Annotated in this window: 20 protein-coding genes and 2 pseudogenes; 10 read left to right on the forward strand and 12 right to left on the reverse strand. The window is 40.2% G+C overall.

Features of this window, described 5'->3' with window-relative positions:
* Positions 1-189 precede the first annotated feature (189 nt).
* The 3 genes from AC3E9F_RS07945 to AC3E9F_RS07955 form a co-directional block, all read right to left on the reverse strand.
* Positions 190-1047: a bifunctional methylenetetrahydrofolate dehydrogenase/methenyltetrahydrofolate cyclohydrolase gene (locus AC3E9F_RS07945; RefSeq protein ID WP_317852493.1), complete on the reverse strand. Its 858-nt coding sequence runs from the start codon at positions 1045-1047 to the stop codon at positions 190-192.
* A gap of 132 nt (positions 1048-1179) precedes the next feature.
* A complete protein-coding gene (locus AC3E9F_RS07950; RefSeq protein ID WP_263393362.1) occupies positions 1180-1914 on the reverse strand; it encodes an amino acid ABC transporter ATP-binding protein in 735 nt (244 codons plus the stop codon).
* Positions 1914-2597, reverse strand: a complete 684-nt coding sequence (locus tag AC3E9F_RS07955; protein WP_263393361.1) for an amino acid ABC transporter permease — start codon at positions 2595-2597, stop codon at positions 1914-1916. The genes AC3E9F_RS07950 and AC3E9F_RS07955 overlap by 1 nt, the downstream gene beginning before the upstream one ends.
* Before the next feature lie 205 nt (positions 2598-2802).
* On the opposite strand from AC3E9F_RS07955, the gene AC3E9F_RS07960 reads away from it, so the two are divergent.
* The 5 genes from AC3E9F_RS07960 (at position 2803) to AC3E9F_RS07980 (ending at position 7233) form a co-directional block, all read left to right on the forward strand.
* Positions 2803-3033, forward strand: a complete 231-nt coding sequence (locus tag AC3E9F_RS07960) for a DUF1797 family protein (protein WP_004253825.1) — start codon at positions 2803-2805, stop codon at positions 3031-3033.
* Between the two features lie 240 nt (positions 3034-3273).
* Positions 3274-5526 carry an ATP-dependent Clp protease ATP-binding subunit gene (locus AC3E9F_RS07965; protein ID WP_263393360.1) on the forward strand — a complete coding sequence of 751 codons (2253 nt, stop codon included), beginning with the start codon at positions 3274-3276 and terminating at the stop codon, positions 5524-5526.
* 89 nt (positions 5527-5615) lie between these two features.
* A complete protein-coding gene (locus AC3E9F_RS07970) occupies positions 5616-6065 on the forward strand; it encodes an NUDIX hydrolase (RefSeq protein WP_263393359.1) in 450 nt (149 codons plus the stop codon).
* A 63-nt stretch (positions 6066-6128) separates the two neighbouring features.
* Complete coding sequence (locus AC3E9F_RS07975; RefSeq protein ID WP_004253819.1) at positions 6129-6428, forward strand: DUF1827 family protein; 300 nt, start codon at positions 6129-6131, stop codon at positions 6426-6428.
* A 172-nt stretch (positions 6429-6600) separates the two neighbouring features.
* On the forward strand, positions 6601-7233 hold the full coding sequence (locus AC3E9F_RS07980) for a GNAT family N-acetyltransferase (protein WP_263393358.1): 633 nt from the start codon (positions 6601-6603) through the stop codon (positions 7231-7233).
* A 45-nt stretch (positions 7234-7278) separates the two neighbouring features.
* On the opposite strand, the gene metK is transcribed toward AC3E9F_RS07980, so the two are convergent.
* Positions 7279-8469 carry a methionine adenosyltransferase gene (gene metK / locus AC3E9F_RS07985; RefSeq protein WP_263393357.1) on the reverse strand — a complete coding sequence of 397 codons (1191 nt, stop codon included), beginning with the start codon at positions 8467-8469 and terminating at the stop codon, positions 7279-7281.
* Between the two features lie 236 nt (positions 8470-8705).
* Complete coding sequence (locus AC3E9F_RS07990) at positions 8706-9404, reverse strand: GntR family transcriptional regulator (protein WP_263393356.1); 699 nt, start codon at positions 9402-9404, stop codon at positions 8706-8708.
* A gap of 140 nt (positions 9405-9544) precedes the next feature.
* Between AC3E9F_RS07990 and guaA the strand changes: the two genes are divergently transcribed.
* Positions 9545-11107, forward strand: coding sequence for a glutamine-hydrolyzing GMP synthase (gene guaA / locus AC3E9F_RS07995; RefSeq protein ID WP_263393355.1), 1563 nt, complete (start codon positions 9545-9547; stop codon positions 11105-11107).
* Positions 11108-11267: 160 nt separating this feature from the next.
* On the opposite strand, the gene AC3E9F_RS08000 is transcribed toward guaA, so the two are convergent.
* The 7 genes from AC3E9F_RS08000 to rpsO form a co-directional block, all read right to left on the reverse strand.
* A complete protein-coding gene (locus AC3E9F_RS08000) occupies positions 11268-12647 on the reverse strand; it encodes a VWA domain-containing protein (RefSeq protein ID WP_263393354.1) in 1380 nt (459 codons plus the stop codon).
* A gap of 244 nt (positions 12648-12891) precedes the next feature.
* Positions 12892-14235: a DEAD/DEAH box helicase gene (locus AC3E9F_RS08005; RefSeq protein WP_263393353.1), complete on the reverse strand. Its 1344-nt coding sequence runs from the start codon at positions 14233-14235 to the stop codon at positions 12892-12894.
* Between the two features lie 152 nt (positions 14236-14387).
* Positions 14388-15083 carry an alpha/beta hydrolase-fold protein gene (locus AC3E9F_RS08010; RefSeq protein ID WP_263393352.1) on the reverse strand — a complete coding sequence of 232 codons (696 nt, stop codon included), beginning with the start codon at positions 15081-15083 and terminating at the stop codon, positions 14388-14390.
* Positions 15064-16074 (reverse strand): ABC transporter substrate-binding protein, encoded by a 1011-nt coding sequence (locus AC3E9F_RS08015; protein ID WP_263393351.1) that lies wholly within the window; start codon positions 16072-16074, stop codon positions 15064-15066. Before AC3E9F_RS08015 ends, AC3E9F_RS08010 begins: the two co-directional genes overlap by 20 nt.
* A gap of 23 nt (positions 16075-16097) precedes the next feature.
* Positions 16098-16853, reverse strand: coding sequence for an ABC transporter ATP-binding protein (locus tag AC3E9F_RS08020; protein ID WP_263393350.1), 756 nt, complete (start codon positions 16851-16853; stop codon positions 16098-16100).
* A 1-nt stretch (position 16854) separates the two neighbouring features.
* The gene (locus tag AC3E9F_RS08025; protein ID WP_263393349.1) at positions 16855-17901 is read right to left on the reverse strand and encodes a FecCD family ABC transporter permease; all 1047 of its coding nucleotides are present in this window, start codon (positions 17899-17901) and stop codon (positions 16855-16857) included.
* A gap of 564 nt (positions 17902-18465) precedes the next feature.
* The gene (gene rpsO, locus AC3E9F_RS08030; protein ID WP_001018251.1) at positions 18466-18735 is read right to left on the reverse strand and encodes a 30S ribosomal protein S15; all 270 of its coding nucleotides are present in this window, start codon (positions 18733-18735) and stop codon (positions 18466-18468) included.
* Between the two features lie 205 nt (positions 18736-18940).
* Between rpsO and AC3E9F_RS08035 the strand changes: the two genes are divergently transcribed.
* The 4 genes and pseudogenes from AC3E9F_RS08035 to AC3E9F_RS08050 all read left to right on the forward strand — a co-directional run.
* On the forward strand, positions 18941-19312 hold the full coding sequence (locus AC3E9F_RS08035) for a hypothetical protein (protein ID WP_263393348.1): 372 nt from the start codon (positions 18941-18943) through the stop codon (positions 19310-19312).
* A 121-nt stretch (positions 19313-19433) separates the two neighbouring features.
* Positions 19434-19561 (forward strand): annotated as a pseudogene (locus AC3E9F_RS08040) (AAA family ATPase); the annotation flags it as partial.
* Positions 19562-19630: 69 nt separating this feature from the next.
* On the forward strand, positions 19631-21574 hold the full coding sequence (gene thrS / locus AC3E9F_RS08045) for a threonine--tRNA ligase (RefSeq protein ID WP_490672987.1): 1944 nt from the start codon (positions 19631-19633) through the stop codon (positions 21572-21574).
* A gap of 8 nt (positions 21575-21582) precedes the next feature.
* Positions 21583-22092: pseudogene (locus AC3E9F_RS08050) on the forward strand (DNA alkylation repair protein); the annotation flags it as partial.
* Between the last annotated feature and the right edge of the window lie 24 nt (positions 22093-22116).

The following is a 22116-nucleotide window of genomic DNA, read 5'->3' on the forward strand; positions in this document are numbered from 1 at the left end:
AACCTCCCTCTAGACGCTTACTTCATTTACATATACATATTGTTACTTTTAATATATCAAAATAGTAGAGTTTTTTCAATAATTTGTAGAAGTTTTACTGGAATTTTAGTAGAAATCGAGCAAAAAAAAAAAAAGCAAGCCCTTTTTAGAACTTGCTCTTTAAATATCTATTAATGATTGTACTCGAGATTAATCTTTATCCAGCGTTCTTAAAGCAGCCTGATAAGTCTGCTCCATCAGCATGGTAATGGTCATAGGTCCTACTCCGCCAGGTACAGGTGTGATATGGCTAGCAACTGCTGCAACAGCATCATAGTCAACATCTCCACAAAGTTTGCCATTCTCGTCTCTGTTCATCCCCACATCAATGACAACAGCTCCAGGTTTGACAAAGTCAGCAGTCACAAACTTAGCACGACCAATTGCTACTACTAGAATATCGGCTTCAGAAGCTACTTGGGCTAGATTGTGGGTGCGAGAGTGGGTCAAGGTTACAGTTGCATTTTTAGCCAAAAGCAACTGGGCCATTGGTTTACCAACGATATTTGAACGACCAATAACGACTGCATTTTTACCTTCTAAGTCAATCCCATACTCATGAAACATCTCCATAATCCCTGCTGGAGTTGAAGGAATCATCACTGGGTGACCAGACCAAAGACGCCCCATGTTGAGCGGATGAAAACCATCCACATCCTTTTCAGGGTCAATAGCCAATAGAACAGCTTCTTCATCGATGTGTTTTGGCAATGGCAACTGGACTAAGATTCCATGCCATGCTGGATCTTGGTTGTATTTGGCAATCAACTCCAACAATTCCTCTTGAGTAATGGTCTCCGGAACACGTACAACTTCACTTTGGAAGCCCGCTGCGATAGCTGAACGTTCCTTGTTACGAACATAAACCTGGCTAGCAGGATTGTCCCCAACCAAAATAACCACCAAACCAGGAACCAAGCCTGTCTCTTCTTTTAGTTTGGCTGTTTTCTCAGCCAGTTGTCCTTGTAGCTTGGCTGCTAAAGCCTTGCCATCAATAATCTGTGTCATGTATTTTCTCTTTTCTAACAAATATCCTCTATTATAACAAAAATTCATTCTGCATTCTAACACTTCTTACCTAAGATACCCTATAGTCTGAAACTATAAGAAAAAGCCCACTTGGAGCTTTTCATGATATTCTTACAAAACCTTACTCAAGAAATCCTTGGTTCTTTGTTCTTGTGTTTGTTCAAAGACTTGCTCTGGCGTTCCATCTTCGACAACAACACCGTCTGCCATAAAGATGACACGGTCTGCTACTTCACGCGCAAAGCCCATTTCATGCGTTACGATAACCATGGTCATTCCTGACTGAGCAAGTTCTTGCATAACTGCTAGTACTTCCCCTACCATTTCAGGGTCTAGGGCAGAAGTCGGTTCATCAAAGAGTAGGACATCTGGTTCCATGGCAAGACCACGCGCGATAGCAATACGTTGTTGCTGACCTCCAGACAAACTTTGTGGATAGGCATCGGCCTTATCTGGCAAACCAACCTTTTCCAAGAGCTCATGCGCTCTCTTTTCAGCCACTTCCTTCCTTTCACCCTTAGTCTTAATCGGAGAAAGTGTAATGTTTTCCATAACTGTCATATTTGGGAAGAGATTGAATTGTTGGAAAACCATTCCCATCTTTTCACGCATGGTAAAAAGGTCGTTTTTCTTATCCGTAATGTCTACACCTTCAAAGACAACCTTTCCTTTTGTAGCCTCTTCGAGAAGATTCATGGAGCGAAGGAGGGTTGACTTACCGCTACCAGATGGTCCGATAATTACTACTACTTCACCTTTTTTAATTTCAAGATCAATCCCTTTTAAAACTTCATTCTTTCCAAAGCTTTTATGAAGGTTTTCAATTTTAATTAGCGTTTCAGTCATTATTTCTTATCTCCTTGTCCCATACGATTTTCAAAAGCTTTCAAGACTAGTGTCAAGATAGATGTCATAATCAAGTAGTAAAAGGCTGCAAATAGAAGTGGAGTCAATGGTAGGTAAGTAGTTGTTGACACCGTAGTAGCCCCATTCCACAACTCCATAACCCCGATAGCTGACAAGAGCGAGCTATCTTTGATAATGGTAATAAACTCATTCCCCAAGGCTGGTAAAATATTCTTGATAGCCTGTGGTAGGATGACATAGCGCATAGCATTTTTAGGACGAATACCTAGTGAATACGCTGCTTCTAACTGTCCCTTTGGCACTGCATTAATCCCAGCACGAACAGTTTCTGATACATAGGCACCACTATTCATAGAGATAATAATAATCCCTGGGATCAAACGAGTAAGATCAACATCCAAAATCCCGATTTGAATTGTTGGAGCACTAATATGCATCAATGCATAGGCAATCATAATCTGCACCATCATCGGTGTCCCACGGAACACCCAGATATATAGATTAGCAAACCAAGCAAGTGGTTTAATCTTCGAACGTTGTGCAAAGGCCAACACTACCCCTAAAATAGTCCCCAAAAAGACCACTAAGATAGAAATGATAATCGTAACAATGGCACCATAGTTAAAATATGGCAAGTATTTCGGTAAAAAAGAAAAATTCATGGATGCTCTACTTTCTATTTGTAATATTTAAACTTAAAAACTTGTATAAGGATAACATATTCTGCATAAAAATGCAACAACTTGCCCTGATATTTTCAAAAAATTTTCAAAGACGATAGAAATAGCGAGAAATCTTAGTTTTTTCTAGTCAAGTAGAGTCTGTTTATGGTAAAATAGTAAAGATAAGAAATGGAGGAGAATCAAAATGGAATCACATTTGGTTAGAATCATCAATCGCTTAGAAGCAATGACAAAAGATGGCGGTAACTTGAAACGTAACTTTGAGCGCGAAGGAGTTGTTGTCGCAGAGGTTGCTTTTAACCACGACGAAGAAAACGGACCACTTTTCACACTTCGTGACGTTGAAGCTCGTGAAACATATACATTTGATAGCATCGACCTCATTGCGATGGAAATCTACGAACTCTTATACTAATCGTTAAATAAAGGCTGGAGAATACTCTTGCTTTGACCGAGAAAATCCTTTTTGTATCACAAATGGGATTTTTCTTTTTATCTAAAAAACATTAGTTACCATAGTCTCATATCGTCAGTATTAAGACCCAATCTTTTTACTTGCTTTCCCCTTCAATCATGATATAATGAGACTAAAGAACTTTGACTATTTTTGACCTTTCGGTTGTAGTCAAAGCCAAGAAAGAAACGAGGTAGAGGTATGCTCTGTCAAAATTGTAAAATCAATGACTCAACAATCCATCTTTACACTAATCTGAATGGACAACAAAAGCAAATCGATCTTTGCCAAAATTGCTACAAAATTATCAAAACAGATCCTAATAATAGCTTATTTAAAGGCATTACAGATTTAAACAATCGTGATTTTGATCCATTTGGTGACTTCTTTAACGATCTGAATAACTTTAGACCATCTTCTAATAATAACAACACTCCCCATACTCAGTCAGGTGGTGGATACGGCGGTAATGGTGGCTATGGTTCCCAAAATCGTGGACCGGCTCAAACTCCTCCTCCTAGTCAGGAAAAAGGACTCTTGGATGAGTATGGTATCAATATAACTGAGATTGCCCGTCGTGGAAATGTCGACCCAGTTATCGGCCGTGACGAAGAAATCATCCGTGTCATTGAAATCCTCAACCGTAGAACTAAAAACAACCCAGTACTGATTGGGGAGCCTGGTGTTGGTAAGACAGCCGTTGTCGAAGGCTTAGCACAGAAAATTGTTGATGGAGATGTCCCTCATAAACTTCAAGGGAAAGAAGTCATTCGTTTAGACGTTGTTAGCCTTGTCCAAGGTACAGGTATCCGAGGCCAGTTTGAAGAGCGCATGCAAAAGCTCATGGAAGAAATTCGTGAGCGCAAAGACGTCATCCTCTTTATCGACGAAATTCACGAAATCGTCGGTGCTGGTTCTGCTGGAGAAGGAAATATGGATGCAGGAAATATCCTCAAACCTGCTCTTGCTCGAGGCGAACTCCAACTAGTTGGTGCTACTACCCTCAATGAATACCGCATCATCGAAAAAGATGCAGCCCTTGAACGTCGTATGCAGCCAGTCAAGGTTGATGAACCAACTGTTGAAGAAACCATTATTATCCTGAAAGGTATTCAAAAGAAATACGAAGATTACCATCATGTTCATTATACCGATGGTGCTATCGAAGCAGCTGCTACTCTCTCTAACCGCTACATCCAAGATCGTTTCTTGCCGGATAAGGCCATTGACCTCCTAGATGAAGCTGGTTCTAAAATGAACTTAACCTTGAATTTTGTGGATCCAAAGGTCATCGACCAACGTTTAATCGAAGCAGAAAATCTCAAGGCACAAGCAACCCGTGATGAAGATTTTGAAAAAGCAGCCTACTTCCGTGACCAGATTGCTAAATATAAGGAAATGCAAAAGACTAAGGTAACGGATCAAGATACCCCAATCATCAGTGAAAAAACAATCGAACACATCATCGAACAAAAGACCAACATTCCAGTTGGCGACCTTAAAGAAAAAGAACAGTCTCAACTGATCAACCTAGCAGATGACCTCAAGGCTCATGTTATCGGTCAAGATGATGCTGTTGATAAGATTGCCAAGGCAATTCGTCGTAATCGTGTTGGTCTAGGCACTCCAAACCGTCCAATCGGTAGCTTCCTCTTTGTTGGTCCTACTGGTGTCGGTAAAACAGAACTTTCTAAACAGCTGGCCATCGAACTCTTTGGTTCTGCTGACAGCATGATTCGCTTTGATATGAGTGAATACATGGAAAAACACAGTGTTGCTAAACTGGTCGGTGCTCCTCCAGGTTATGTTGGCTATGATGAAGCTGGTCAATTGACTGAAAAAGTTCGTCGTAATCCCTACTCACTGATCCTCTTGGACGAGGTTGAAAAAGCTCATCCAGATGTTATGCATATGTTCCTTCAAGTATTGGATGATGGTCGTTTAACCGATGGTCAAGGACGAACTGTTAGCTTTAAGGATGCCATCATTATCATGACCTCAAATGCAGGTACAGGCAAGGCTGAAGCAAGCGTTGGATTTGGTGCTGCTAGAGAAGGGCGTACCAACTCTGTTCTTGGAGAATTAGGCAACTTCTTTAGCCCAGAATTCATGAACCGTTTTGATGGTATTATTGAATTTAAGGCTCTCAGCAAGGAAAATCTCCTTCAAATCGTTGACCTTATGTTGGACGATGTGAATAAACGTCTCTCAAGCAATAACATCCACTTAGATGTAACAGATAAGGTTAAAGAAAAACTTGTAGACCTTGGTTACGATCCAAAAATGGGAGCTCGTCCATTACGTCGTACCATTCAAGACTATATCGAAGATGCAATCACAGACTACTACCTTGAAAATCCAAGTGAAAAAGAACTCAAGGCTGTCATGACCAGCAAGGGTAAGATCATGATTAAGTCAAAAAATAAAACGGAAACAGTCGAATCAAACGACTAGTTCCTCACATACAAAAGAATGTTCTTGCTTGACAGTGAGAGCATTCTTTACTATTATAGAAAGAAAGCGCACTCACGAAGGAGAAATTTATGACAAATCCAACATTTGGAGAAAAAAAAGAGGGAGTAACCTATAAAACTCGATATGGTGTTTATGCAGTCATACCGGATTCAAACCATGAAAAGATTATCCTCGTCCAAGCTCCAAATGGTGCATGGTTCTTACCAGGTGGGGAGATTGAAGCAGGCGAAAACCATCTCGAAGCTCTCAAACGAGAACTGATTGAAGAGTTGGGTTTTACTGCTGAGATTGGCACCTATTATGGACAAGCAGATGAGTATTTCTATTCTAGCTATCGTGATACGTACTACTATAACCCAGCCTATCTCTATGAAGCTACTTCTTATCAAGAAATCCAAAAACCTCTCGAGGACTTCAATCACCTAGCTTGGTTCCCAATCGATGAAGCTATCGCCAACTTGAAACGTGGTAGTCATAAATGGGCAGTTGAAGCATGGAAAAAACAACATCAAATTTAAACTATCTTTACCAAATTTCCCAAAAAGTGCTATAATAGACATAGAAATACAGGAGGAAACCCTATGAAGCTTATCAATACTACAAATTCACACTCGCAACTTGTTAAAAGTCAGCTAGAAAGCACCGACGCAACGCTTGTAGAGGTTTATTCTGCGGGAAATACAGATGTTATTTTTACTCAGGCTCCACTTCATTACGAAATCCTCATTTCCAATAAACATCGGGCAATCCGGGAAAAAGAAATGGAAATAATCAAAGAATTTTTCCTCAGTCGTAAAATTAATCAACAGGCTATTGATAAGGCAAATATTAAAACCCTCTATTCTGATAAATTGATTGAGATTTCAATCCCTACAAAATAGAATAAATCTCCCCTACAGTTAAAACTGCGGGGTTTTTTAGTCCCTTTTCTTGTTTATTTCTTTAAATAAATTATTGTAGCTAAAGCTTTTTTGTGAATATTTCACATTTTAATCGAAAAATGAGAGAAATTTAGTTATAATAGATAGAGAGATTTTAATGAAGGAGTATGATATGAAAGAAATAGTATATAGAGAAGCCAGGCTAGATGAACACCAAAAAATCGGGAAAGTATTGGCTGGATCCTTTATGAACTACCCTTTCATGACTCTTATCAAAGATGATTTAAAGAAACCAGAATATTACCCAGCATTCTTAGAATTGCTGTATAGCCTTTTGACCAGACTCTACATCAAAGGAGAGACCTGTCTAGTCGCTGAACGAGACGGGAAAATTCTGGCTATCGCACTTCTACAACAAAAGGATTTTTCCATCTTATCTTATTTGTTGAATGGGATTGTCAAGCTTTTCCGTTTTATTACTCCACGCAATCTCTTGAAATATCTTGATTTGGTGGAACGTTCCGAAGAGCATTTGAAAAGATCAGGAAATTTTGACTGGTATTTGATGATGTTAGGAGTCAATGCTTCAGTCCAAAACCAAGGAATCGGGAGTGCTTTTCTACAAGAAGGCGTTGAACCTTATCTGAAATCCAAAGGCTGCAAACGCTTGGGCTTGATTACTAGTACTGAAAAAAATGTTTGCTTCTATGAAAAAAACAAGTATGAATTACTAGATTCGATGATGTTAGAATACGGAACAAAATCTATTGGAAACTGGGCTTTTGTAAAAATACTGGATCAGTAATTGTAAACTAAAAAAGATTGGTCATTACACCAATCTTTTTTGATTTTATTTAACTGCTTCTTTCAAGGCTTCTACCTTGTCCAAGCGTTCCCATGGAAGATCAATATCTGTACGTCCCATATGTCCATAAGCCGCTGTTTGACGGTAGATTGGACGTTTGAGGTCAAGCATTTGGATGATTCCTGCAGGACGAAGGTCAAAGATTTGACGCGCTGCTTTTTCAAGTTTACTTTCAGCTACTGTTCCAGTACCGAAAGTATCGATACGGACAGATACAGGTTGAGCTACCCCAATCGCGTAGGCCAATTGCACTTCTGCTTTCTTAGCAAGACCTGCAGCAACAATGTTTTTAGCAATGTAGCGAGCTGCATAAGAAGCGGAACGGTCAACCTTAGTGGCATCCTTACCAGAGAAGGCACCACCACCGTGACGTGAGTAACCACCATAAGTATCTACGATGATCTTACGACCCGTCAAACCTGAGTCTCCTTGAGGTCCTCCGATAACGAAACGACCAGTTGGATTGATGAAGAATTTAGTCTCATCGTCAAGGTACGAAGCTGGAATCACTTCTTTGATGACCTTGTTGATTACATCCTCATGGATTTGTTCATTGCTGACTTCTGGATCGTGTTGAGTTGAAATAACGACAGTATCCACGCGCACTGGCTGGTCATTTTCATCATACTCAACCGTAACTTGAGATTTGGCATCTGGACGAAGATAGCTGATTTCACCATACTTACGAAGCTCTGCCAAGCGACGAACCAGTTTGTGACTGAGTGAAATTGGCAATGGCATGAGTTCTTCTGTTTCATCCACCGCAAAACCAAACATGAGACCTTGGTCACCTGCTCCAATCAAGTCTAGTGGATCTTGATCTGCGTTTCCACGAACTTCCAAGGCTTCATTAACACCTTGGGCGATATCAGGAGATTGTTCTACCAAAGATGGGTGAACTCCAACCGTCTCCGCAGAAAAACCATACTCAGTATTGGTATAACCAATCTCTGCAATAGTATCACGAACCACTCGGTTAATATCGACATAAGCATTTGTTGAAATTTCACCGAAGACATGGACTGAACCTGTATAAACAGCAGTTTCAGCAGCCACGTGCGCCTCTGGATCTTGCTCTAAAATAGCATCCAAGATGGCATCTGAAATTTGGTCTGCAATCTTATCCGGATGCCCCTCAGATACAGATTCAGACGTGAATAATTTACGTTCTGACATAAAAATGTCCCCCCTTAAAAAATATTCGTTATAGAGTTACAAAGAACTGGTAGGAAGAGTATTTACAATCAATCCCACCACCTTATCGGGACCATATAACCTAACTATTATAACACGAATCTTTGAAAAATACTCGTATGATTGCTATTTTTCTTCATAGGAAAATGTTTTCTAATCTGAAGCAAATAAAAACTCTTAAAGTAGATGAGTTTCTACTTTAAGAGTGATGTTATAAACTAATTATTTTCTAGATAAAATTCAAAACGTTCCCCAACATATTGGCTTTTCACATACTCAAAAGCTGTCCCGTCATCAAAGTAGGAAACTTGAGTCAGACCTAAAATGGCATGCCCTTTTTCTACTTCCAGATAATGAGCAATTTTTTCCTTGGCTAAGCGAGCATAAATGGTCTGGTGCGATTTCCCAATTCGATAACCATGTTTCTGTAAAGTTTGGAAAAAGTGCTTGGTTACTTCTTCTTTTTTGAAATTCTTGATAAATTTCTCAGGAATCGATGCCACTTCATAGACAACAGGAACCTTGTCCGCATAACGAACACGTTCCATACGAATAATATTTTCAGTTGGCAGTATACCTAGTTTATCCACTTCTTGCTCATTTGGAATCGTACGACGGTAGGAAATCAGATGACTAGATGGCGTTTTCCCTTGAGCTTTAACAATTTCCGTAAAACTAGTTGTTCCACGCATTCTTTCCTGAACTCGTGTACTTGAAACGAAGGTCCCACTACCAACACGCCGTTCCAAAACCCCTTCTTCAACCAAAAGAGAGATTGCTTGACGCAGGGTCATGCGGCTAACGGCAAATTCCTCAGCTAGATCTCGCTCGCTAGGAAGTCTCTCTCCAATTTTCCAATTTCCCTCATCAATGTCTTTTTTGATTTGGTCATGGATTTTCATATAAGCTGGTAACATGCTTGCTCACTTCTTTTCTTTATTTTTTCCATTGTACCGTATCTCATATGTAAAAGTCAAACATCACTTGTTTAGTTGGTAATTACGATTCATTTATGATAGAATATTCAAGAAGATATTTCTTTTAAGAAAGGGAAAAGATGACCAACATTTCAACTGATTTGCAAGATGTCGAAAAGATCATCGTACTGGACTACGGAAGCCAGTATAACCAACTTATCTCCCGTCGAATTCGCGAGATTGGTGTCTTTTCAGAACTAAAAAGTCACAAGATTTCGGCTGACGAAGTCCGTGCTATCAATCCTATCGGGATTGTACTTTCAGGTGGTCCAAACTCTGTTTACGAAGAAGGATCGTTTGATATTGATCCAGAAATTTTCGAACTGGGAATTCCAATTTTAGGAATCTGCTATGGTATGCAGCTTTTGACTCACAAGCTTGGTGGTAAGGTTGTTCCTGCAGGCGATGCTGGTACCCGTGAATACGGTCAATCAACATTGACTCACACAGAATCTGCTCTTTTTGCTGGAACTCCAGAAGAACAACTTGTCTTGATGAGCCACGGAGATGCTGTTACAGAAATTCCTGCTGATTTCATTCGTACTGGTACATCAGCTGACTGTCCTTATGCATCAATCGAAAATCCAGACAAGAAAATCTATGGTATCCAATTCCATCCAGAGGTTCGTCATTCAGTTCACGGCTATGATATCCTTCGTAACTTTGCCTTGAATATCTGTGGTGCCAAAGGTGACTGGACTATGGATAACTTTATCGAGATGCAAATCAAACAAATCCGTGAAAAGGTTGGAGACAAACGTGTTCTCCTTGCTCTTTCAGGTGGTGTTGACTCTTCTGTTGTTGGGGTTCTTCTCCAAAAAGCCATCGGCGATCAATTGATCTGTATCTTTGTAGACCACGGTCTTCTCCGTAAAGGGGAAGCTGACCAAGTTATGGATATGCTTGGTGGTAAGTTTGGTTTGAACATTGTCAAAGCAGACGCTGCCAAACGTTTCCTTGATAAATTGGCTGGTGTGTCTGATCCAGAACAAAAACGTAAGATTATCGGTAACGAGTTTGTTTATGTCTTTGATGACGAAGCAAGTAAACTAAAAGATGTGAAATTCCTTGCTCAAGGTACTCTTTATACAGACGTTATAGAGTCAGGTACAGATACCGCTCAAACAATCAAGTCTCACCACAACGTTGGTGGACTTCCAGAAGACATGCAGTTTGAACTCATCGAGCCACTTAACACTCTTTACAAAGATGAAGTTCGTGCCCTCGGTACTGAGCTTGGTATGCCAGATAATATCGTATGGCGCCAACCATTCCCAGGTCCAGGTCTTGCCATCCGTGTCATGGGTGAAATCACTGAAGAAAAACTTGAAACAGTTCGTGAATCAGATGCTATCCTTCGTGAAGAAATCGCTAAAGCAGGTCTTGACCGCGACATCTGGCAATACTTCACTGTTAACACTGGCGTTCGTTCAGTAGGTGTTATGGGAGATGGACGTACTTACGACTATACCATCGCTATCCGTGCTATCACTTCGATCGATGGTATGACAGCTGACTTCGCTAAGATTCCTTGGGAAGTTCTCCAAAAAATCTCAGTTCGTATCGTAAACGAAGTTGACCACGTTAACCGCATCGTCTACGATATCACAAGTAAACCACCTGCAACCGTTGAGTGGGAGTAGAGTAAGTTATTCAAAAAAACGCTTGGAATCAATGATTTCAGCGTTTTTATTTTTCTATTAGCACCAATTTAGCACCCAAAATCTTAATTACGGAATCAAAAAAACACCTGATAAAGCCTATATAGCTCTAATTCAGGTGTTTTATTTTTATTAATTTATCTTACTGTTCTTTTGATTTTCTAGCGCTTGTAACCAATCCAAGTCCAGCGAACAATAGACCAAGTCCCATGAGACTTTGATTTCTTGTATCATTGCTTCCTGTTTCAGGAAGTTTAGCTGGTGCTGGTTTGTAAGCAGTAGGTTCTGGTTTAGGAGTTGCTTTCTGCTCCAAAACTGGCACAGTTGTACGACGTTCTAAGTAGAGTTGGTAGCTGTCTTTTGTTACCTTGTACTGACGTCCCTCACTGACTGTTTCCACAATCCATGAAGCTGCATCCTTAGTTAAAGAGTCAGCCAAGTTACGATCAATATCCATTAAACGTCCCTCAGACACAAAATCTTTATAGTTTCGTTGATTATACAAGGTTGTCGCTACAATTCTATCAATACCAGCTTTTTTCAGAGTTGTTAATGTCTCAGCGATAGATGGAATTGACGGATCTTCTTTCATCCTAGCATCTGTTAACAACACCACAAACTTTTTATTTTTTGGTGACTTAGACCAGTCGTAAGCAGAAACAATCTTTGTAAGAGCAGGAGTTGCTGTTTCAGGAGAATCTCCCCCATGTGCAATCTTAATTTTTTCTAAAGCTTTTTCAAGTTCAACTGGATCTGTTGTAAAATAAGTCTCACCAAATTTCGTTAGAATTGTATCTTCGTCAGTTTTTCCTAATCGACGTCCGTATACTTCATCACTATATGTAGCTAATCCAAAACGTGCCGCTACTCCATCTTTGGCAAGATTTCTTGCAAACTCATTGACATTTTTACGAACAGTATTAATCGTTGAAGACATAGATCCTGAACGGTCAACAACAAAAACAATATCTGCTTCTCCTGCTTTTTTAACAGTTGGTGGTGTTTTAGTTATTTCCACAGTTGTTGTCTTGTCTACTCGTTCGTACTGAGTATAAGAATTTCCATCTTTATCCTTAGCAGCTACAGTATTCTCTTTTGTCGTAGTTACAGGTTCTGGAAGCTTTTCCACTTTTTCTGGAGCAATTTCAGTTTTAGTTACCTCAGCCACAGAGGTTTCAATATGGACTTTCTGATTGCCTTCTTGCTTTTCTTTTACTTCGACAGCAGATTCTTTCTTTGAGACATCAATCAAATCTCCAGCTTTTGCTTCAGTTTCTTTGACAATAGGTCTTGATTTTTCAGTTGCAATTTCTGCTTTAGCCTCCTCAATAGGCGATTTGACTTCTTCAACTACTTTTGGTGCCTCAGTTACCTTAGTAATTTCACTTGACGAAACTTTACTAGTTTCATCAGCAGAAACTTGTCCAAGTTGTGCAAAAGCAAAGAGGATAGCCACAGATGCCAATCCAACTTTCATTTTACGAAACGAAAAACGTTCTTGCTTAAACATTCCTTTTGCCATAATGACCTCTTTTCTTTAACAGATTTAATATTTTTTTAAAATCTGTTTTTTTTTTAGAATAACATAAATTAAGAATGTTTTCAAATATTTTCTGGAATCAAAATATTGATTAAAAATCCTATAGCATCAGTCTCTATGACATTTTTTTTTGCTATTCAAATTAATTAGCGATTTTTACTTATACTATCTTAGGCTGTAAGAGTCAAAAAAAACAGTAAAACCACTTGGTTCTACTGTTTTATTTTTAAAATGTTTGGCGTTTAGCTTTGCGCTCTGCACGTCCACGGGCACGACTTTCTGCTCGCTTAGCCTTGCGACGTTTTTCATCTACTGCCCATTTAATTTTTTTCTTATAGCCTGGTTTAACTTTTTTCTTTTTCTTTTTAACCAAGCCAATCATTTCGATGTCCAGTTTTTCCTGTTTCTTCTCACGATTAGCACGGCGATCACGATCATAGGTATCTTGGAATTCTCCATCTTTGACGACTTTCGGAGTAAACTTGATACCCAATTTCTCCAACTCACGAATATCTGAGTCATCACTAGGCTGGTAGAGGGTAATGGCTGTACCTGGCAGACCATTACGTCCAGTTCGTCCAACACGGTGGACAAAGAAAGACAAGTCCTGTGGGATAGCATCATTGATAACATGGCTGACACCTTCGATGTCAATCCCACGCGCAGCCAAGTCAGTCGCAACGATGTACTCAAAATCAAGGTTCTTTACCTGATTCATGATACGTTTGCGTTCACGAGGTGCGATATCTCCATGAATCTTAGCCACCTTCAAACCTTGGGCTGTTAGGTATGTATGCAACTCATCTGCACGAGTCTTGGTATTGACAAAAATCATGGCTAGATAAGGCTGCATGACTTGAGTTAACTCATAAATCTGAGCATTCTTATCACGGCCCTTGGTCGAAATCAACCAGTTGTCAATAGTGTCTGAGATAACCGTTTTGGTCTTGATTTTCTCCATGACAGGATTGGACAAGTATTTCTTCAAGAATGGTTGTAATTTTTGTGGGATAGTCGCTGAAAAGACCATAAACTGCAAGTCCTTAGGAAGACTTCCTGCAATCTTATCAACTGTTTCCAAGAATCCCATATCCAAGGTCATATCTGCTTCATCGACAACAAAAATCTTAGCCTTGTGGATAGCCAAATCACCTGATTTTACCAAATCATAGATACGACCTGGAGTTCCGATAACGATATGGGGTTGATTACTTGCTAATTTGTCAATCTGACGTGCCTTGTCTGTACCACCAACATAGTTCACAACACGAATCTCAACATCTGAATGAGCTGCGATCTGACGAGCAGCTTGGTAAATCTGAGTCGCTAATTCACGACTTGGAGCTGTGATAACTGCCTGCACGCTATCGCTCTCTTCATCCAACTGTTGGAAAATCGGTAACAAGAAAGTATGAGTCTTACCTGAACCTGTTTTTGATTCACCAACCAAGTCACGACCTGCCAGGACAATAGGAATCAACTTTTCCTGAACCTCGGTAGGAGTCGTAAATTTCAACTCCTCCAAGGCTTTTTCTATATATTTTTTAAATTTAAATTGTGTAAATGACATAATTTCCTCGATTCTATCTATCTACTCATTATACCATAATTTAGTCTATTACAGGGGATGGATTTCCGTCAAGAATAATACCATGAACATTTTAACAACCAAGCATACATAAGAAACACTCCTAGTTATGATGAACAAGGAGTGTTATAGGATTAATTGAGCTTCCACTCGTCTCTCAGCCAATCACAAAAATAGTGATAACGTTCCTTAAGAGCTTCATGATGCCCATAAGCATCAAATGTGCAATAAGTCGAAGGGACTTTCTCTGAAATCAGATCATGTAGATCTCTGGCATAAATAGGAGCCTTAGACAGACGATTGGAATGATTGGCACCTTCTGTCTGACCATTTTGCAAATAAATCAGGCTTTGATTCTGTATCAAGTCATGTTCCCCACAATATTCTGTAAATTCAGGATACCAGAAGGAACCACAGATAGAAAAGATACAGGTCGCAGGAAGATAACTACTATAGAGACTATAGACGGCAGCAAGACCACCCAGTGAATAGCCACCATAAGCAATTCTACTTTCATCAATCAAGTAGTCCTTTTGAAGAGTTGTTAGAATCCCTTGAAATAGCTTCTGATGGTATTGGTCTACCTTCCCACCAAAGTCTGGTGCCCCTTCTTTCAAAGCATCAGACTGCCAAGGTGTAAAGTCATCTAGACGATTTTCTGGAATCAAACCCACCAAAATCACTGATTGGGATAGATCTGACAAATAGTCCAATTGTCCATCATTTAAAAGCACAAGTGGATATACTTGTTGAGGATCATAGTTTGAAGGAAGACTGACCCTAACTCGAATCCCTTCCCAGTTAAACTCCTTATTTCTTGATAAAGTCATTGATCTTCTCAAGGGAATCAATCACTGCAGGACCGTAATCCATCAACTCATCGTAAGAGATGGTCATGATTTTTTGATTCTTGATTGCTGGTACATTTTCCAAAACAGCATTTGCCTTCATCAAATCCACTGCTTTTTCATCTAACTTTTGATTGCGGTCACTAGTTACATAGATAATCAACTCTGGATCCATAGAGACTAGATTTTCCAAGGTCAAACCAGATGTTCCTGTTGCAACATTGGTATAACCAAGTTGGTTGAGCAAGCTTTCTTGTAGGGCTGACTTGTAGGCACCAAAGGTTTCGTCATTGTAGGCTACCATAATCAAAGCCTTTTTCTTTTCACCTTGTGTTTCTGAGTTGGCTTTTTTAACCGCATCGATTTTAGCTTGTAATTGCTCTGCGTATTGGTTGGCCTTGTCTTGGACATTGAAGATCGTACCAAGATTCTTCACATCTTCTACGATATTCCCTAGATCTTGTTGGATAGTTGAAAGTGAAGCTTTTTGCGTATAAACAGGGATTTTGTTTTCATTCCAAGCACTAATGGTTCCCATTGACTTTTCAGAAAACATCATGTTGCGTCCCATCAAGGCATCTGGTTCATAAGAAAGAACTGTTTCTTGTGAGACAGATTTTTTATCACCAATGTGAGGGATGGCTTCAATAGCATCCTTGTATTTACCAGTTACAGCATTATCGGGATTGAGCATACCGGCAATTTTATCTTGCAAACCGAGTTCAAGCAGGATTTCAGTTGTTGAGAGGTTGTTTGTGATGACCTTTTCAGGTGCCTTTTCAAAGACTTGATCGACTTCGTTTCCTTTAGCATCATAAGTTTTGATAGTTACAGGATAGCTGGTTTCTGTAGTAGCTTTTTGACTAGCTTCTGTTGTAGCCGGTGCCGTTGCTGTTTCTTTAGATGCGTTACCACAAGCTGCCAAAGATAAGGTAGCTACTGTTACAAGTAAAATACTAAGTGTTTTTTTCATGTTTTTATTTTCCTTTTTAATTTTTATAAATAGTGAATCATGGCTTGCTGATCTTCTGTCCAAGTGACCTTACTTTGAACGCCATAGACAGCCTGCAAAGACTCGGGTGTGATGGTCTCCTTTGGAGTACCTTGGTAAACAATCTCCCCTTCTTTCATTAGGTAGAGATAGTCTGAATAGCGACAAGCTAGCTGAATATCATGCAAGACAGCTAGCACATTGATCTGAAGATTTTTGACAATGGTCAATAAGTCTAGCTGATACTTGATATCCAAATGATTGGTTGGTTCATCTAAGAGCAAGAGGGTCGGCTCTTGGGCCAAGGCGCGTGCTAACAGAACCCGCTGCTTCTCTCCTCCTGACAGAGAAGAGTAGAGTTGATTTCTCTTTTCGAATATATCCACCTTGACCAAGGCATCCTCAACCAAGGCAAAGTCTCTGTCTTTTTCCTTTTGCAAGAAAGCGAGATGAGGAGTTCTGCCCAGCATGACAATCTCCTCAACCGTACAATCAAACTGGAGTTGATTAAACTGCGTGATAACTGCCATCTGCTTTGCCGTTTCTTTGACGCTCATTTGGTCTAGAGGCTTCCCATCTAAAGAAATCAAGCCCTGATTCGGCTTTTCCTGTCGATAGAAGAGTTTCAGCAAGCTGGTCTTTCCACTTCCATTTGGTCCCAAAATAGTATGAAATTGGTTTCCCTCAAGTTTAAGTGAGACTCCTTTGAGAATCTTTTTTTCTCCGATTCCAAAGTGAATATCCTGACACAATAAGTCCATATCAGACTCTCACCTCCCCTCGTCTACTTGCAACCATATAGATAAAGAAAGGTGCTCCTACTAGGGCCGTGAAAATTCCAATCGGTAGTTCAGCATTTTGAATCAGAACGCGAGCAAAGACATCTGCCCAGACGACAAAGAGGGCGCCTAGTAATGTTGCAATCGGAAAAAGCCTTTTATAATTTGTACCAACCAAACTTCGAGCCAAATGCGGTGTAATCAAACCGACAAAACCGATGATCCCACAAGTCGAAACTAGGACTGCCGTCATCACAGCTACAATCGTCACATAGAGATACCAGTAAAAACGCAAGGGAATTCCCAAAGTCAAAGCCGCCTCATCTCCCATCATCATGGCATTGAAAACACGATATTGTGTAGAGAAAAATAAAAAAGCGATTCCTACGATGATAGTTGGCAAGGTTAAGTGTCCCCAAGAGGTTCCCGCTAAAGAACCCATGGTCCAAAACTTGATGGTCATGACACTGTCAGCATTAGCGCCAATTGAGATAATAAAATTTGAAAAAGCCAAAAAGAGTGCATTGACCACCGTTCCTGATAAAATGAGGCTAGAAGTTGTCATTTTTCCTTGCATGGAAGCAATGAGTAAGACTGCAACTGTTGCCACAAGCGCTCCAAGGAAAGATCCGAGACCAATCATGACCTTAAACCCAAGAATGATACTCAAAGTCGCACCAAAGGTTGCCCCAGCAGAAATTCCTAACACATAGGGCTCTGCGATTGGATTATTGACTGTTGACTGCATGACACTACCACACATAGATAGGCCTGCACCAACAATCAAAGCAAGAAAAACCCGTGGCAATCTCATATTCCAAACAATAGCAAGCATAGACTTTGAGATTTCTCCTATATCAAAAGGAGCACCTAACTTGCTCAAAATGATTCGATAGGTATCACTCAAGCTGATTTGAACAGAACCCATAGAAACTGCCAGAAACAAAGAAATACCCAAAGCTCCGAGCAACATAGCTAGGAGAAAAACATATCGCAGGTTTTGATGGCTTCCAGAAAATTTGGAAAGCATGAAACCCTCCCTTAATAAAAATTAAAAATTTAGACAATTTTCATAATTAGTATACCACATTTCTAAATCAGGAACAAGACTAGAAAAATGCACACAAAAAAAGCCCTCTGAAGTCAGAGAGCCAATTTGAGCTCGGGCTAAAATCCTAGTGAACAAAAAAATCTCCCCGAAGGGAGAGCTTTCTGCTTTATTTTACCTTACGATGCTAGGAACCGAAGCCGAAGATTGTACTTGCGTATACCCAGGTAAGGTGACAAAAACAAAAAAGCTACTCAACTAGAGTAGCCTAATTCTCAAGATATGCTCAATTGAACACGACCTAAGCACTTGGCAAAAACAAAAAGCCCTCTGAAATCAGAGAGCTTTATTCTTGCTGGATAAAACGTTTATAGACTAGGCGCCAAGCCGAAGATTGTACAAAAATGTTAGTGAAACAAAAAATCTCCCCGAAGGGAGATCATTCTGGTTTATTTTACCTTACAGTGCTAGGAACCGTAACCGAAGATTATACTTGAGTATATCGAGGTAAGGTGACAACGCAATGTAAGAGAAAAATAAAGCAGATTAACGACGAAGTCCTAGAGAGTTGATCAACTCACGGTAACGGTTAACGTCGTTTTTACGCAAGTATGCAAGCAAGTTACGACGGCGACCGATTTTCTTCATCAATCCACGGTAAGTAGCGTGGTCTTTTTTATGTTGTTTGATGTGTTCGTTAAGGTGGTTGATTTCCCAAGTAAGGACAGCAACTTGAACCTCTACTGAACCTGTATCACCTTCGTGACGTGCATATTGTGCAATAATTTCATTTTTTTTCTCTTTTGAGATTGCCATGATGTTTCTCCTTTTTATTTGGCTTCATCCGAGTGACAGGTTGGCATGCCTGTAACCAAGAAGAAGTTATTTGTCTTTACGACATTTCCTATTCTATCAAGAACAATCATCTTTGTCAACTGATTTACTATCCAAGTCTTAAATATGCTATAATAGTTATAGGAAGGACATCTAAGTTGATAGTTTTATAACGAGGTGATTGATTATGCGTAAATTCTTCAAATATCTCCCCTACTATCTGGTCGTATTTTTCTTTTATTGTCCACTTTATGGATTATTTATACTACTATCATCGAATCCTGATTTAACAGGCCTCTATCTTCTAAATATATTCATCATTTCGCCCATTGTAGTTTTTATAGTTTCACTTCTTTATAGCTACCGTTTTGGTTTTTCACTGCATTGGCTTTTAGGTAGTTGCTTACTCTATGGCTTTACTATCATTCCTTTCAGAGAATTTATCATTGTTTATTTCCTAGCCTATGAAATTCTTATTCTACTAGGTACAGTTATTGGTGCCGCTATCAGGTATCTAATGCAAAAACTGAAAAACAAAAAACTTTCACAAAATCCTTGAAAAATCTCACAATCATGCTATAATAATGCATAGAGACAAGTCACTTAGCCCCTTTCTACCAGAGAGTGCGTGGTTGCTGAGAACGCATAGGAAGACTATACTGATACTACTCTACTGACTTTTATGCAAACATAAAACGGTGGCCACGTTAGAGCCAATCAGAGGTGTCCCTCTTTTTCGAGGAACATAAATGAAGGTGGAACCACGTTGCGACGTCCTTTTGAGGAGGTCGCTTTTTGTTTTTCTTGATTTAAGACTGCAAAATAGGGAAACACTTCTGCTATAGAAATAATGGAGAACTAATATAAGGAGAAAATCATGATTCAAATTATTTTCCCAGATGGCGCTGTTCGTGAATTCGAATCTGGCGTTACAACTTTTGAAATTGCCCAATCTATCAGCAATTCCCTAGCTAAAAAAGCTCTTGCTGGTAAATTCAACGGCAAACTCATCGACACTACTCGTGCTATCACTGAAGATGGAAGCATCGAAATCGTGACACCTGATCACGAAGATGCCCTTCCAATCTTGCGTCACTCAGCTGCACACTTATTTGCCCAAGCCGCTCGTCGCCTTTTCCCAGACATTCACTTGGGTGTCGGCCCAGCTATCGAAGATGGTTTCTACTACGATACTGACAATGAAGCGGGTCAAATCTCTAACGAAGATCTTCCTCGTATCGAAGAAGAAATGAAGAAAATCGTGAAAGAAAACTTCCCATCTATTCGTGAAGAAGTGACCAAAGATGAAGCGCGTGAAATCTTCAAAAACGATCCATACAAATTGGAATTGATTGAAGAACACTCAGAAGACGAAGGTGGCTTGACCATCTACCGTCAAGGTGAGTACGTAGACCTTTGCCGTGGCCCACACGTCCCATCAACTGGTCATATCCAAATCTTCCACCTTCTCAATGTAGCAGGTGCTTACTGGCGTGGAAATAGCGACAACGCTATGATGCAACGGATCTACGGTACAGCTTGGTTCGACAAGAAAGACTTGAAGAACTACCTTCAAATGCGTGAAGAAGCTAAGGAACGTGACCACCGTAAACTTGGTAAAGAGCTTGACCTCTTTATGATTTCTCAAGAAGTTGGTCAAGGTCTTCCATTCTGGTTGCCAAATGGTGCGACTATCCGTCGTGAATTGGAACGCTACATCGTCGACAAGGAAATCGCTGCTGGTTACCAACACGTCTACACTCCACCAATTGCCTCAGTAGAACTTTACAAAACTTCTGGTCACTGGGATCACTACCGTGAAGATATGTTCCCAACTATGGATATGGGTGATGGTGAAGAATTCGTTCTTCGTCCAATGAACTGTCCTCACCATATCGAAGTCTTTAAACACCACGTTCACTCTTACCGTGAATTGCCAATCCGTATCGCTGAAATCGGTATGATGCACCGCTATGAAAAATCTGGTGCTCTTACAGGGCTTCAACGTGTACGTGAAATGTCACTTAATGACGGTCACACTTTCGTAACACCTGAACAAATCAAAGATGAGTTCCAACGTACGCTTCAATTGATTATCGATGTTTACGAAGATTTCAACTTGACTGACTATCGTTTCCGTTTATCATATCGTGACCCTAAAGATACTCACAAGTACTTTGATAATGATGAAATGTGGGAAAATGCTCAACGTATGTTGAAATCAGCTATGGATGACATGGGACTTGACTACTTTGAAGCTGAAGGTGAAGCAGCCTTCTACGGACCAAAATTGGATATCCAGGTTAAGACTGCCCTTGGTAAAGAAGAAACTCTTTCTACTATCCAGCTTGACTTCTTGCTTCCAGAACGCTTCGACCTTAAATACATCGGAGCTGATGGTGAAGAGCACCGTCCAGTTATGATCCACCGTGGGGTTATCTCAACCATGGAACGCTTCACAGCTATCTTGATTGAAAACTACAAGGGTGCCTTCCCAACATGGCTGGCACCACACCAAGTAACCCTCATCCCAGTATCTAACGAAAAACACGTGGACTACGCTTGGGAAGTAGCGAAGAAACTCCGTGACCGTGGAGTTCGTGCTGATGTGGATGAACGTAATGAAAAAATGCAGTTCAAGATTCGTGCTTCTCAAACGCAAAAGATTCCTTACCAATTGATCGTTGGAGACAAGGAAATGGACGAGAATGCTGTAAACGTCCGTCGTTATGGTCAAAAAGAAACAGAAACTATGCCAGTAGATGCATTTGTAGAATTGATTCTTGCAGATATCGCCAATAAATCTCGTGTTGAGAAATAAACCGATCACAGTCTGGGGTGTATCAGGTTCGAATGTACGGAGTCTTCCTTTTTGGCTATTTATCACAGAAAGAGGAAGTTCTCACCTTTTTGAGAGAAGAGGTTTCCAAGGACGATAACTGGAGAGTGAAAGAAGTGTTAGCGAAGGCGTTCGACGAGTACTGTAAAAAAGTCAGCTATGAAAAAGCACTTCCCGTCATCGACGAGTGGCTAACCCATCCGCGTTCCAATACAAGACGAGCGGTCACAGAAGGCTTACGAATCTGGACGAGCCGGCCGTATTTTAAAGAACATCCCCATGAAGCCATCCAAAGAATTGCCGCCCTCAAAGAAGACGAAAGCGAGTATGTCCGAAAATCTGTTGGCAATGCCCTTCGAGATATTAGCAAGAAGTACCCTGCGTTCATAAAGGCTGAATTAGAAACATGGACTCTCGATTCTAAAGCAATTCAGCAAGTGTATCAATTGGCGAGCAAGTTTTTATCAAAAGAGCATGACTTTAGTAATGGCAATCCATGACAAAAGTTCGACGGATCGACATCC

This window comes from Streptococcus sp. SCPM-O-B-15277 (M60) (assembly GCF_058200335.1).

Coding starts and splice junctions, on each gene's coding strand:
- AC3E9F_RS07945 (WP_317852493.1), bottom strand. CDS start 1,047: ATGACACAGATTATTGATGGCAAGGCTTTAGCAGCCAAGCTACAAGGA.
- AC3E9F_RS07950 (WP_263393362.1), bottom strand. CDS start 1,914: ATGACTGAAACGCTAATTAAAATTGAAAACCTTCATAAAAGCTTTGGA.
- AC3E9F_RS07955 (WP_263393361.1), bottom strand. CDS start 2,597: ATGAATTTTTCTTTTTTACCGAAATACTTGCCATATTTTAACTATGGT.
- AC3E9F_RS07960 (WP_004253825.1), top strand. CDS start 2,803: ATGGAATCACATTTGGTTAGAATCATCAATCGCTTAGAAGCAATGACA.
- AC3E9F_RS07965 (WP_263393360.1), top strand. CDS start 3,274: ATGCTCTGTCAAAATTGTAAAATCAATGACTCAACAATCCATCTTTAC.
- AC3E9F_RS07970 (WP_263393359.1), top strand. CDS start 5,616: ATGACAAATCCAACATTTGGAGAAAAAAAAGAGGGAGTAACCTATAAA.
- AC3E9F_RS07975 (WP_004253819.1), top strand. CDS start 6,129: ATGAAGCTTATCAATACTACAAATTCACACTCGCAACTTGTTAAAAGT.
- AC3E9F_RS07980 (WP_263393358.1), top strand. CDS start 6,601: ATGAAAGAAATAGTATATAGAGAAGCCAGGCTAGATGAACACCAAAAA.
- metK (WP_263393357.1), bottom strand. CDS start 8,469: ATGTCAGAACGTAAATTATTCACGTCTGAATCTGTATCTGAGGGGCAT.
- AC3E9F_RS07990 (WP_263393356.1), bottom strand. CDS start 9,404: ATGTTACCAGCTTATATGAAAATCCATGACCAAATCAAAAAAGACATT.
- guaA (WP_263393355.1), top strand. CDS start 9,545: ATGACCAACATTTCAACTGATTTGCAAGATGTCGAAAAGATCATCGTA.
- AC3E9F_RS08000 (WP_263393354.1), bottom strand. CDS start 12,647: ATGGCAAAAGGAATGTTTAAGCAAGAACGTTTTTCGTTTCGTAAAATG.
- AC3E9F_RS08005 (WP_263393353.1), bottom strand. CDS start 14,235: ATGTCATTTACACAATTTAAATTTAAAAAATATATAGAAAAAGCCTTG.
- AC3E9F_RS08010 (WP_263393352.1), bottom strand. CDS start 15,083: ATGACTTTATCAAGAAATAAGGAGTTTAACTGGGAAGGGATTCGAGTT.
- AC3E9F_RS08015 (WP_263393351.1), bottom strand. CDS start 16,074: ATGAAAAAAACACTTAGTATTTTACTTGTAACAGTAGCTACCTTATCT.
- AC3E9F_RS08020 (WP_263393350.1), bottom strand. CDS start 16,853: ATGGACTTATTGTGTCAGGATATTCACTTTGGAATCGGAGAAAAAAAG.
- AC3E9F_RS08025 (WP_263393349.1), bottom strand. CDS start 17,901: ATGCTTTCCAAATTTTCTGGAAGCCATCAAAACCTGCGATATGTTTTT.
- rpsO (WP_001018251.1), bottom strand. CDS start 18,735: ATGGCAATCTCAAAAGAGAAAAAAAATGAAATTATTGCACAATATGCA.
- AC3E9F_RS08035 (WP_263393348.1), top strand. CDS start 18,941: ATGCGTAAATTCTTCAAATATCTCCCCTACTATCTGGTCGTATTTTTC.
- thrS (WP_490672987.1), top strand. CDS start 19,631: ATGATTCAAATTATTTTCCCAGATGGCGCTGTTCGTGAATTCGAATCT.